The organism is Pseudomonas sp. 1152_12, assembly GCF_052850675.1.
In genome coordinates this window covers 1-12982 of the sequence record NZ_VXCW01000017.1, presented here as the reverse complement: position 1 = coordinate 12982, position 12982 = coordinate 1, and the positions used below count along the sequence as shown (strand labels likewise).

Below are 12982 nucleotides of genomic sequence, written 5' to 3'. Positions count from 1 at the left end.
CCCCTGCGGCGGCGTTGTATTCAGCCTGCAGGAAGGGAGGCGGTTTCAGGGTAGACGGATTGCCAACCGCCGCCCAACGCCTTGTACAACCCGACCATGGCCAATGACACGCCCGTGGAGCTTTCAACCCACTGTTCCTGGGTCGCCAACAACGCGCTTTGCACAGTGAGTACGTTGACGAAATCCACCACACCTTCGACGTACTGCTGTTGCGCGGTGCTTAAAGCGATCCGGTTCTGGCGCACCGCTTCGGCGAGACTATCGCGGCGCAGTTGGCTGGCATTGTAGCGGGTCAGTTGGTCGTCGATTTCATGCCAGGCGCGCAGTACGGTTTGTTGGTAGGCCAGCGCGGCTTCCTGTTGCTGCGCTTCGCGCAGGTTCAACACGCCTTGCAGGCGGCCGCCATTGAACAGCGGCAGGCTGAATTGCGGGCCGAAGGCGAACGCACGGGAGCCCCATGTGCCGAAATCCGAGAGCTGCATAGCCTGTGAACCGAGGCTGCCGGACAAGGTGATACGTGGGTAGAAGTCGCCCTTGGCCACGCCGATGTTGGCGGTGGCCGCGTGCAAGCGCGCCTCGGCCTGGCGGATGTCGGGGCGGCGTTCAGCCAATTCGGACGGCAGGCCGATGGCGACCTGGCGCGGGGTTTGCGGCACGTCGGCGTCCTTGGACAATTGCGCGTGCAGCGCTTGCGGCGGCTCGCCCATCAACAGGCTCAGGGCGTTGATCAGTTGGTCCTGGCGCTGCTGCAAATCCGGCAGACGTGCTTCGATGGCGGCCACCTGGGCAGCGGCTTCCGCCACGTCCAGGTCGGTCGCTACACCGTCGGCAAGGCGCAGTTGCGAGAGCGTGAGGCTATGGCGCGCGACGTCGAGGTTTTGCTCAGTGACGGCGCGGGTGTTCTGCACGCCGCGCAGTTGGATGTAGTCCTGGGCGGTCTCGGCAAGTACCGACAGCAGCACCGCGCGGCGCTCGTTTTCGGCGACTTGCAAGGTGGCGTCGGCAGCTTCGGTCTCGCGTTTGACCCGGCCCCAGAAGTCCAGCTCCCAGGCGGCGGAGAAGCCCATGTCCCACTGGTTGAACGCCGAACGGCCATTCTCGCCGGAGGGGTCGCTCAAGCCTTTGCCGCTATTGCGTCTGCGCTGGTAAGCGCCCGTGGCATCGACATTGGGATAACGCTCGGCGGTCGTCACCTGGCGCGCGGCACGGCTTTGTTGCAGGCGGCTGCTGGCCAGCTTCAGGTCGAGGTTGTCGGTGATGGCACGGCGTGTGAGGGCCGAGAGCTGCGCGTCGTGGAACACGTCCCACCAGCGCTCTTGCACAGGATCGGTGACGACGCGGCTGACGGCCTGTCGGCCCTGGGGCTCGCTCCATTGGGTGACTTGCGGGCTTTGTGGCCGCTGGAAATCCGGGCCGACGGTGCACGCACTCAGGCTGATCAGACTCAAGGTGAGCCAGGCTAACTGTCTCATTGCTGGGCCACCTCACGCGACTGGGTGACCGGCTGGGTGTCGACGCTGGCTTCCACCGACATGCCGACGCGCAGGCGCTCGGTCAATGGCTGGTTTGGTTCGAGCACGATTTTTACCGGAATGCGCTGTACCACCTTAGTGAAGTTACCGGTGGCGTTGTCAGGCTTGACCGAGGCGAACGTCACGCCGGTGGCTGGCGCGAGGCTTTCCAGATGGCCCTTGAGCAGTTCGCCGTCGAGGCTATCGACGCGCACCTGCACGGCTTGGCCGGCGTGCATATGCCACAGCTGGGTTTCCTGGAAGTTGGCCACCACATAAGCCTCGGCCAGCGGCACCACGGCGAGGATCTTGCTGCCGGGCGTCACATAAGCACCGACGCGCACCGCGCGCTCACCGACCATGCCGTCCACCGGCGCAACGATGCGCGTGTAGGACAGCTGATAGCTGGCCATTTCCAACGCCGCCTGGGCACGCTTGAGCCCACCTTCGGCGGCATCACGCTGGGCGGTGAGGATTTCCACCTGCTTGCGCTCAGCCGCCAGCACCGCGGTGGCATTGGCCAGGCGTGCGGTAGCCTGGTCGATACGGGTCTTGGCTTGCTGGGCGTTCTGCACGGTGCCCGCGCCCACGCCAGCAAGGTGGTTGTAGCGGTTCAGTTCGTGCTCGGCGAACGCCACTTCGGCGCGGTCTGCCGCCACGGTGGCCTGGGCCTGGGCGATCACCGAGCTTTGGCGCTCGAGGGTCGCGGTGGCGTTTTTCAGCTGGGCCTGGGCGACGAGCGTGTCGGCGTCGGCCGCCTGGGCGGCGGCGCGAAAGTCGCGGTCGTCGATCAGCGCCAGCAGTTGGCCGGCCTTGACCCGCTGGTTGTCTTCTACCAGCACCTCCTTGATAAAGCCGGCCACACGCGGCGCCACCAGGGTGAAGTCGGCGGCGACGAAGGCGTCGTTGGTGGTCTGGCGCTTGCTGCCCAACAGGCCGGGCGCGACCAGGTAGACCAGCACCCCGACAGCAAACACGGCGATAACGGAGACGGCAATTTTGTCTTTGCGCTTCATGAAAATTCCTTGTGGCTAGGTCGGTGCGCGCGGCGGAAAGATCCGCGTGGGCATCCAGAAAATCAGCAGGATCAACGCCATTGCGACACCCGCCATGACGTAATAAAGGTCCGATGAGGTCAGCACCACGGCCTGCTCATGCAGCCGGTGCGCCAGGCCCGGCGCGTCGCCGTCGGCCAGGGGCGAGTTGCCCAGGCGGTCCACCAGCATGGTCGAGTGGAAGTGCAGGCGTTGGGTGGTCAGCGTGTCCAGCACGGCGGTGGCAATCACGGCCGCAAGGCCTTTGACGGTGTTGAACCAAGCCGAGGCGAACGGCCCATCCATCGGTTGGATGCTGCCGGTGGACAGCATCAGCAGCGGCAACACCGCCATGGGTTGCCCGAAGATTTGCAGCAAGTACAGGCCATAGAAATCGTCACGAATCCACTCCGAGGTCAGGTGCGCGCTGCCAATGCAACACAGCACCAGCATGCTCAACCCGATCCCCAGTACCCACCGGCAATCGACCCAACGCAGGTTACACAGCGCTGCCACCAGCGGCAGCGCGATCAACTGCGGCAACGCCATCAGCAGCATCAACGGCGCGGTTTGCAGCGGCCGGTAACCCTGGACCTGGGCGAGGAAACTCGACGGGATGATGATCACCGAGGTCATCACCATCAGCACGCCCGCCAGCACGATCAAGGCGAAGGCCAGGTTGCGCAGGCCAAGCATCTGCAACTTGAAAAACGGAATCGGCTGCGACCATTCATTCACCAGAAACAGCACCAGCAGCAGCGTGCCCGCGCTCAACAAGAAGGTGATCAGGCCGGACTCGAACCAGTCCAGGCGATTGCCCTGCAACAGGCCGATCACCAGCATGCAGATCGCCGGGAAGCCCAGCAGCAGACCACGCCAGTTGAACTGCTTGAAGCGCTCCAGGCGCAGCGGGTCTTGCGGCAAACCATAGGCCACGGCGGCCATCGCCAGCAGGCACGGCGCGACGATTTGCCAGAACGCCCACTGCCAGCCGACGTATTCGGTCCACAAGGCGGCCAGCGGTGTGCCCAGGCTTGGGCCAAAGGTGGCGGTGAGCGCGTAGCCGGCCAGGCCGTACAGCTTGACGTTGGGCGGCAGGAAACGCAGGGCCACGGTCATCAACATTGGCGGCAACGCGCCACCGGCCAGGCCTTGCACGGTGCGCAGCAGCAACAGGCTTTCGTAGTTCGGCGCAAACGGGCACAGGATGCCCAGCACGGTGAACAAACCAATCGCGCACAGGGTGAAGCGGCGCAGAGAAAACGTCACTGCACACCAGGGCGCGAAGGCCATGGCCGCCACGGACGTCGCCGTATAGGCCGCCACCAGCCAGGTGCCTTCGTCAAAACCGATGTACAGCGCACCCCGGATATCGGCGAGGGCAACCTTGGTGACCATCTCGTTGAGGCCGGACACCAGCACCGCCAGCAACACGCCGACCAGGCCGATGATGATCCGCGGGCCGAATACGGGCGGGTTGAGCGCAGTAGGTTTGGCTGCAGCCTGTAGGGCCGGGGCAGCGAGGGATGTCATGAACAGGTAACTCGGGATTAGAAATACCCGAGCAGTTTAATCAGGCACACACATGACAAAAAAGTTACTTGTCGGCAGGTTATAAGTGCGTCAGGCGCAATCCTGAATCCACCACCGGGCTAATGTGGGAGGGGGCACTTAGGTGGGTTGCGCTTCCAGCCAAGTGGCATGGCAGCTCTCGCGCATGGTTTCGCGCAGCCATTTGTGGGCGGGGTCTTTGTCGAAGCGTGGGTGCCAGGACTGTGCGAGCACCAGGGTCGGCAGGGAAATCGGCAGCGGGAACGAGCGCAGCGGCAGGTTCAGGCGGGTGGCGCTCAAGAGCGCTTCCTTGGGCACCGGCAACAGCAGGTCGGAGTCGGTCAGCATGAACATCGCGCCATGGAAGCCTGGGGCGATCATCGCGACGCGGCGCTCAAGACCCTGGGCATTCAGCGCGGTGTCGATCGGCCCACGGGCGATACCGCGACGCGAAATACTGATGTGGGAATAGCTGGCGAAACGTGCGGCGGTGATTTCTTCGTCGAACAACGGGTGATCTTGCCGCGCCAGGCCGACAAAGGTGGTCGAGAATAGGTTCTGCACCTTCACTTCGGGGCTGGCGGGCATAGTGTTGCTCACCCGCAGGTCCAGCCGCCCTTCGCGTAGCGCCTCGTCATCGGTGTTGCCTTCGGGCACGAAGCACAGCTCGCACAGCGGCGCCATGCGCTCCATGGTGTCGAACAGGCGACCGCCATACACACCGATAAAGAAGTCATTGGCGCGCACGCTGAAGCGTCGGCGCAAGGTGCTCAGGTCAACCTGATCCGCCGAGCGAAACAACAACGCCGCCTGCTCCACCACATTGCGCACCTGGCCTTGCAGTTGCAACGCCTTGGGTGTTGGCACCAGGCCGCGACCGGCGCGCACCAGGATCGGATCACCCACTGCCTCGCGAATGCGCGTGAGGGTGCGGCTCATCGCCGCCGGGCTGAGGTTCATCCGCCGCGCGGCGCCGACCACGCTGCCCTCGTCGAGCAAGGCGTCGAGGGCGACCAACAGGTTCATGTCCGGTAGTTGCATGCCAAGCACTCGTGATCAGTGGGGAGTGTATTGCGTGCAATCGTAGCAGGCTGAAGCGTCGCGGTTACAGGCGCACGCGCACGGTTTCGGGTAGGTGATCGATGAAGCGCCCCTTAGGTTGGCTGCGGCACTTGCGCACGACCTCCGGCAACGCGATATCGAAATCGTCCGTGGCCGACAGGCTGGCGGGGTATTCAATGCTGCCGCTCAGTACTGGCAACACCAAGTAGGCATGAACCAGCGCGAAGCTGCGCATTGCACGGAGTGGGCGGCTGGGCTGATCGTGGCGCCATTGCGCGACCTCATCGTTGAGTGCACGGCAGGTTTGCGATACCACGGCGGAGACGGGTTTTTGAAACGGGATGGTGATGTCGTTCTGCGGTGCAAAGATCATGTCGTTGTTGGCGTCGATGATCGCAGGCATATCGGCAGAGGGCGTCCACGGTTTGAAGCGCCACAATTTGGCGGCGTTGATAGCGGCCTCGGCAAAGGCCGGATGGGTGGCATTGAGCACCTTGACGTCGCTGACCGAGCCGTCGTTGTGCAGGTTGAGGCTGATTCGCGCGTGGCCGCGAAGGTTGCTCATGCCCTCCGGGTACACCGGCTTGGGCATGTATAGCGCCTCCGGGCTGGTGATCGCCCACACCTGAAGTGAGCAAACTAACGCCGCCGCTAACACCAGAAATCGCATGTTCGTAAATCCCTTTACCAGACCATTGCGACGCCCTCAAGGCGTCGGACTCAGTCGGCATTATCGGGGCCATAAGCACCGCAGGGCAATTATTCCTATTTAGCGTAGTTGTGCCCGGCCATGCGCAGGGTTTCGGAGACGCCGAGAAACCCGGAATAGGTGCTCAGCGCACGGTCTTCAGCTTCGGGACGCTCAAAGTTTGCGACGCCAGCAGCGGCGTGGCAGCGTTCAGGTGGCAGGCTGCGTGGCCTCGCAGGGGCGCGTTCATTTCAACTCTCAGAGCCTGGGATTAGAAAGGCGCACCGCCCTGAATGGTGGTTCGAAACAGCTTGCGGCACAGGTGCTCGTGCGTGATGCGCTGGTCGCAGGCCACCACGACGCGGTGATCCAGGCCGATGATCCAGGCGCCAACGCTGCCGGGGAATGGGCCAACCTTGAAGGTCTGAGCGGTAAAGGTGACGGACCCTTCGGGACAATCCCCCTCCCACATTTTGATGTGTGAATACATTCAAAAATGTGGGAAGGGGCTTGTCCCGTTGAGGTCCCGGCAGGCACTAGAGATCAGCGCTCGTGCAACGCCTCGGCCCGGGCCTTGATGATCGGCTTGAGCAGATAGCTCAGGATGCTTTTCTTACCGGTAATGATGTCCACCGAGGCGACCATGCCGGGGATGATCAGCAGTGGTTTCTCATCGGTACCCAAGTGGCTGCGGTCGGTGCGCAGGGTGATCATGTAGTAGGTGGTTTTCTTGTCTTCATCGGTGATGGTGTCAGCGCCGATGCGTTCGAGCTTGGCCTTCAGGCCGCCATAGATGGTGTAGTCATAGGCGGTGAATTTGACGATCGCTTCTTGCCCGGGGTGCAGGAAGGCGATGTCTTGCGGGCGGATCTTGGCTTCCACTAGCAAGGTGTCGTTAAGCGGCACGATTTCGACCATGTCGCTGCCCGGCTGGATCACGCCGCCGACGGTGTTGACCAGCAACTGCTTGACAATACCGCGCACAGGCGAGGTGACCAGCGTGCGGCTGACGCGGTCTTCCAGGGCGCGGCCGGTGGATTCGGCCTTGTTCAGTTCGGTGCGGGCTTCGTTGAGCTGGGTCAGCGCTTCGCTGCGAAATTTTCCACGGGTTTCGTCGATCTTGCGCTGCACTTCCTTGATCGCCGACTCGGCGCGGGGAATCGCCAGGGTGGTGGCGTCCAGTTGCCCACGGGTTTCCATTTCGGCACGCTTGAGGCGCAGCACTTCCACCGGCGATACCGCGCCCTGAGCCACCAGCGGCTCGGACATGTTGATTTCCTGGCGTTGCAGGGACAACTGGCTGCGGTACTGACCTTGCTTGGAGGTGAACTCGCGCAGTTCTTGCTGACGCTGCACCAGTTGCTCTTGCAAACCACCGACTTCGTCTTTCAACTGCTGGCGGCGGCTTTCATACAAGGAGCGTTCGTTGGCGGCCTGGTTGGGCGCGGCCTTGAGCACATCGTCGGGGATGTTCAGCGGGCGGTCATCCACCTGCGCACTCAAGCGCTCAACACGCAGTTGCATGGCCAGGCGCAAGGCTTCGGTTTCACCGGCGTTGGAGACAAACCGTGTGTCATCGAGGCGTATCAGCGGCGCGCCGGCTTCGACAATCTGGCCTTCCTTGACGTACAACTCGGCGACGATGCCGCCTTCCAGGTTCTGGATTTTTTGCAGCTTGGACGAAGGAATCGCTTTGCCATCACCTCGGGTCACTTCATCGATGCTGGAGAAACCTGCCCACACCACCAGGAATATGAAGAACCCAATGATCGCCCAGATGGTCAGGCGGATCACCCGCGGTGCATCTTCGATCAGCGCCTTGTTGACCTCTGGCAGGGGTTGGCCCTGCAGCGAGTCGGTGCCTTTGAAGTAGCGGCCGACCGCGCTTTTAATGGAGTTAAGCAACACTGATCTGCCCCTTTTTCAACGCTTCCATAACCACGGCTTTCGGACCGTCCGCGAGGATCTGCCCACGGTCGACCACCAGCAGGCGGTCCACCAGAGAGAGCAGTGAGGCTCGGTGGGTGACCAGCACCACGGTCTTGTTTTGCACCACGGCTTGCAGGCGTTGTTTCAAGCGTTCTTCACCAGTGTTGTCCATCGCACTGGTGGGTTCGTCCAACAGCAGGATGGGCGGGTTGAGCAACAGCGCGCGCGCCAGGGCGACGTTCTGCCGCTGGCCGCCGGACAGGTTCTGCCCGCGTTCGCCGACTTGCAGCTCATAGCCTTGCGGGTGCAGGCGGGCGAATTCGTGTACACCGGCCAGCTCGGCGGCTTGCAGGACCATTTCGTCCTCGACGTAGCGTGCACCGCAAACCAGGTTGTCGCGCAAGGTGCCGGCCAGCAATTGGATGTCTTGCGCGACGTAGCCGATGTTGTGGCGCAACTCGCTCACGTCAATCTGGCGCACGTCAACGCCATCCACCAGCAAAGCGCCGGAATCAGGCTGGTAAAGCCCCACGATCAGTTTCGCCAGGGAGCTTTTACCCGAGCCGCTGCGGCCGATGATGCCGATTTTTTCGCCCGGTTTGATCACCAGGTTGATGTTCTTCAGCGCGGCGTTCTGTTGGTTCGGGTAGGTGAAGTTCAAACCACGGCATTCGATGGCACCTTGCAGGGTGCGACGGCTCATCGGGCGCTCGTCGAAATTGCGCTCCTGGGGCAGCTCCATCATCTGGTCCACCGAGGTCATGGTGACCTTAGCTTGCTGGTAGCGGGTGAGCAGACCCGACAGCGAAGCCAGTGGGCTCAACGCGCGGCCACTGAGCATGTAGCAAGCAATCAGGCCGCCCATGCTGAGGTTACCGTCGATGATCTGGTACACGCCAAACACGATCATGATCACACCGGCCAATTGTTGGATCAGCAAGGTTATGTTCATCGACAAGCCTGAGAGCAATTTCACACGCAGCTCGAGCCGACTCAGAGTACCAATGGTCTGTTCCCAACCGTACTGGCGCTCGCTCTCGGCATTGTTGACCTTGACCGCGTCCAACCCGGCGAGGGTTTCGATCAGGCTCGACTGGCGCTCGGCGGCGAGGGCCATGGTGCGCTCCATGGTCGCCACCAGCGGTTTTTGCAGAGCGTAGCCAATGCCCAGGGCGATTGGGAAAGCCAGCACCGGGACCCACACCAAGTGGCCGCCGAGGATGGCGATCACCAAGAAGATCAGCAGGGTAAACGGCAGGTCGATCAGGCTGGTGAGGGTCAGCGAGGCGAGGAAATCGCGCAGGCTCTGAAACTCATGGATGTTCTGCGCGAAGCTGCCGACCCGTGCCGGACGGTATTTCATGGACATGCCGACAATGCGTTCGAACAGCGTGGCCGAAATGATCAGGTCGGTCTTTTTACCGGCCAGGTCCAGGCACAGGCTGCGCAGGCTTTTGAGGATGAGGTCGAACAGGTACGCACCGCAGATGCCCACAGCCAGCACCCACAAGGTCGCCGTGGCCTGGTTCGGCACAACGCGGTCGTACACGTTCATTACAAACAGCGGCGCGGCCATGGCGATGATGTTGATCAGGAAGCTGGCGGCAATGGCGTCGGTGTAGAGCCAGCGAGAACGCTTGAGGGTGTCGCGAAACCACGAACGCGCCCGCGGAATCAGGGTGCCGTGGTTGACGTCGAATTTGTGCTGCGGCTGGGCAAAGAAGACTTTGCCGATGTAGTCATCGGCCAACGCCTCGCGCTTGATCAGCACTTCACCGCCGTCGCTTTCGCTGAGCAGGATCCGTGCTTCATCTTCGCCTTGCCAGCCCACCAGCACGGTACTGCGACCGTCCTTGAGCAGCAACAGCACCGGCAGTGCGATCGTCGGAATCTGTTCCAGTTTGCGTTGCAGCACACGGCCTTGCAGCCCGGCGCGCGCGGCTGCACGCGGCAGCAGTTCGGCACTGAGTCGCTGCGAGGGCAACGGCAAGCCCGTGGTGAGCATGGCCGCGCTGGCCGTTTTTTGATGCAAGGCACAGAGCGCCAACAACCCGTCTAATAACGGGTCGTCGTGCAGCGTGCGTGGATCATGACTGAGATGAACTCGACCGACTTCGGATTCCACGCGCTGCACTCTCGACTAACAATTGGGCTATAGGTGTAGCTCAATTCATGCCAGGCAGTTGGACTTTTGGCTTCACGTCGTTCTGCACGACGGAGGCCATCGGTGCGACCACTCCCTGGCTCTTGAGCAATTCGCCCATGGTCGCCTTGATTCGATATTGAGTAAATAACTGAATGTTCTTGATCTCTTCCAAACGACGCGAAGCGGTGAACAATTCGTTCTCGCTGTCGAGCAAATCCAGCAGGGTTCGCTGACCCAGACTAAACTGCTGCTGATAGGAAGTACGCACACGGGTGCTGTGATCCACGTACTGCTGGGCCACCGGCAACTGCGCATTCGCGTTGTTCAAGGCGTTCCAGGCCAGGCCCAGTTCTTCGTTGAGCTGGCGCAAGGCGTTGTTGCGGATGTCCAGTGCCTGGCTTGCCTGGTACGACTTGGATTGCAGGTCAGCCTTGTTGCTGCCACCGGCAAACAGATTGAAGCGCATGCGCACCATGGCTTCCCAGCCGTTGTTGTGGCTGGCATCGCCGGAAACATTGTTGTCGGCGTTGGTGCCAAGCTCGGCATCAAAGCGCGGGTAGAAGGTGGATTTGGCGGCTTCGTACTGGCTTTCGGCGGCGGAGATATCCGACTCGGCCGAACGCAGGATCGGGCTGTTGTCGAGCATCTGGCGACGCGCTTCATTCAGGTCCGCCGGTAGCATGGCCATGAACGGCGCTGGGCGCTCGAGCTGGTCGGGCATCTGGCCGACGGCGCTGAGGTAGTTGACCTGCGAGTCGGCGAGGTTGGTCTGCTCGGTAATCAGGTTGTTGCGGGCCTGGGCCAGACGCGCTTCAGCCTGATCTTGGTCGGCACCGTTACCGACGCCGCGCTGAGTGCGCAATTTGATCTGGTCGTAGATGCGTTCGTGGTTGCGCAGGTTTTCTTCAGCCAGGCGCACGAACTCACGACGAGTCAGCACGTCCAGGTAGACCTGGGCTACGGTCAACCCGGTGCGCTCGGACGTGCCAAGCAAGGAGTAAGCACGGGAGTTGACATTGGCTTGTTGACGGCCGACTTCGCTGGACGTGGCGAAGCCGTCAAAAATCATTTGCTGCAGGCGCAGGCTGGATTCGCCGCGGTTGAGCGTGTCCCAGTGGTTGCCGTTTGGGCCGTTGGCGGCGCGGGTGGTGGAGTTGTCGGTACCTTCACGGCCGTAACCGGCGTTCAGGTCAACCCGAGGCAGATAACCACCTTGGGCAGCGCGCAATTGGTAATCGGCGGCGATACGGCTGTTCACGCCGGCTTGAATCTCCGGGTGCACATCTAAGGCCTGCTGCATGGCTTGGGGCAATGTTTGGGCTTGGACAAAACTGGCGGCGAGAGCGAACGGTATTGCCATGAACAGGTGCAGACGCATTTAAAATTCCCCAGGACTTCTTGTCTCAAATCACAGCGATTGGCCTCGCTGAGTCGGATAATGGCTACCGTAATGACCGTACGTCGGAAAGTTCGAAAAGCGGAACTGCTTCACATATGTAGGACGGTTCGCCGCATAAATATCAATGTGACATTACGAGGTCAATTGTTTAGGATGGCGACCAGAAGGTCAATAGTTTGGCATAAACTAGATTACTAAAAAATCTAGCCAATTATTTGACGTCATTAACATCATAGACTACGCCCCTCCTGTCTGGCGTCCTAACTTGGGCTGCCATATGGATTTCATCAGAACGGAACGCCGGAGAAAATTTTAATGAGCAGTGTTGTGGCCATCGTCAAAAGCATTGTTGGTCAAGTTTTCGTTATTTCTCCGGAGGGGGCGCGTCGCGTTCTGGTTGAGGGCGATCGCCTGTTCGCGGGTGACCAGATAGACACTGGCATGTCCGGCGCGGTGAGCCTGGAACTGGCCGATGGCCGCACGCTGGACTTGGGTCGGGATACGCAGTGGAGCGCCGATCTGCCGGACTCCAGCCTCGACCTGGCCGCCGCCGCCGAGCAAGCAGCGCCTTCGGTTGCCGAGCTGCAGCAAGCCATCGCCGCCGGCGCCGACCCGACCACCGACCTGGAAGCCACTGCCGCAGGCGCAACCGCTGCCGGTAACGGCGCGGCGGGCGGCGGCCACAGCTTCGTGGTGCTGGACGCGACCGCTGGCCGCGTCGACCCAACTATCGGTTTCCCGACCGGCCCGCTTGGCCAAGGTGCCTCAACGCAAACCCAACTCACGGGCGCCCAAGGCTCCAACGAGACAGGCAACCTGGTGTTGCAGGCTTCGACGCTCACCCTGAGCGCGACACCGACCATCACCGAAGCCGGCGGTGTACTGACGTACACCGCGACCGTGACCCAGGCGCCGTCCAGCGACCTGAGCATCACCCTGTCCAATGGCGCGGTGATCACTATCACGGCTGGCCAGACGACCGGCACCGTCAATGTTCCGCTGGCGCCAAATGACAGCCCGTACATAGACCCAAGCCAGATCAGCGTCACCGTCACCGGCACCACCGGCGGCAACAACTTGGTGCTGACCATCGACCCTAACCCGGCCGTGACTCAGATTACCGACACCATCGACACCACCACCGTCACGCTGACGGCGGGCGAGACCGTGACCGAAGGCGGCCAGATCACCTACACCGCCACCTTGACCAACCCCGCGCAGACGCCGGTGACTGTCACGTTAAGCAATGGCTCGGTGATCACCATCAAGGCTGGCGAGTCGGTCGGTACCGTAGTCGTCGACACCCCGCCGAATGATGTCTACGTCAACGGCAGCACTGTCAGCACCACCATCACGGGCGCGACGGGCGGTAACTTCGAAAACTTGGTGCCGAGTACTACACCTGCCGTCACCACCATTACTGATTCGATCGACACCACGACCGTGACGCTCACCGCGCCGACCGAGGCGAACGAAGGTGGCCAGATCACCTACACCGCTACGCTTTCCAATAAAGCGGGCACTGACGTAACGCTGAAACTCGACAACGGCTCGACCATCACCATCAAGGCGGGCGACACCGTCGGGACCGTTACTGTCCCAGCTCCGAGCGATGACGTGTTCATCGATAAGAGCACTCAGACGGTCAAGATCACCGACACT

The 12982-nt window shown here is 61.7% G+C and carries 10 protein-coding genes; 1 reads left to right on the top strand and 9 read right to left on the bottom strand.

The window, feature by feature from the left end; all coding sequences use genetic code 11:
- Window positions 1-20: 20 nt before the first annotated feature.
- From FW764_RS24955 to FW764_RS24915, 9 genes are all read right to left on the bottom strand, one after another.
- Window positions 21-1472 (bottom strand): efflux transporter outer membrane subunit, encoded by a 1452-nt coding sequence (locus FW764_RS24955; RefSeq protein ID WP_446436215.1) that lies wholly within the window; start codon window positions 1470-1472, stop codon window positions 21-23.
- Window positions 1469-2527, bottom strand: a complete 1059-nt coding sequence (locus FW764_RS24950) for an HlyD family secretion protein (protein WP_446436214.1) — start codon at window positions 2525-2527, stop codon at window positions 1469-1471. Before FW764_RS24950 ends, FW764_RS24955 begins: the two co-directional genes overlap by 4 nt.
- A gap of 15 nt (window positions 2528-2542) precedes the next feature.
- Window positions 2543-4078, bottom strand: coding sequence for an MFS transporter (locus FW764_RS24945; protein WP_446436213.1), 1536 nt, complete (start codon window positions 4076-4078; stop codon window positions 2543-2545).
- 138 nt (window positions 4079-4216) lie between these two features.
- Window positions 4217-5137, bottom strand: a complete 921-nt coding sequence (locus tag FW764_RS24940; RefSeq protein WP_446436212.1) for a LysR family transcriptional regulator — start codon at window positions 5135-5137, stop codon at window positions 4217-4219.
- Between the two features lie 64 nt (window positions 5138-5201).
- The gene (locus tag FW764_RS24935; protein WP_446436211.1) at window positions 5202-5828 is read right to left on the bottom strand and encodes a TonB family protein; all 627 of its coding nucleotides are present in this window, start codon (window positions 5826-5828) and stop codon (window positions 5202-5204) included.
- Between the two features lie 289 nt (window positions 5829-6117).
- Window positions 6118-6336, bottom strand: coding sequence for a hypothetical protein (locus FW764_RS24930; protein WP_446436210.1), 219 nt, complete (start codon window positions 6334-6336; stop codon window positions 6118-6120).
- 53 nt (window positions 6337-6389) lie between these two features.
- Window positions 6390-7754: an HlyD family type I secretion periplasmic adaptor subunit gene (locus FW764_RS24925; RefSeq protein ID WP_446436209.1), complete on the bottom strand. Its 1365-nt coding sequence runs from the start codon at window positions 7752-7754 to the stop codon at window positions 6390-6392.
- On the bottom strand, window positions 7744-9900 hold the full coding sequence (locus FW764_RS24920; RefSeq protein WP_446436208.1) for a type I secretion system permease/ATPase: 2157 nt from the start codon (window positions 9898-9900) through the stop codon (window positions 7744-7746). The genes FW764_RS24925 and FW764_RS24920 overlap by 11 nt, the downstream gene beginning before the upstream one ends.
- 40 nt (window positions 9901-9940) lie before the next feature.
- Complete coding sequence (locus tag FW764_RS24915) at window positions 9941-11299, bottom strand: TolC family outer membrane protein (protein WP_083355879.1); 1359 nt, start codon at window positions 11297-11299, stop codon at window positions 9941-9943.
- Between the two features lie 336 nt (window positions 11300-11635).
- On the opposite strand from FW764_RS24915, the gene FW764_RS24910 reads away from it, so the two are divergent.
- The coding region (locus FW764_RS24910) for a retention module-containing protein (RefSeq protein ID WP_446436207.1) at window positions 11636-12982 on the top strand (1347 nt) is incomplete at its 3' end.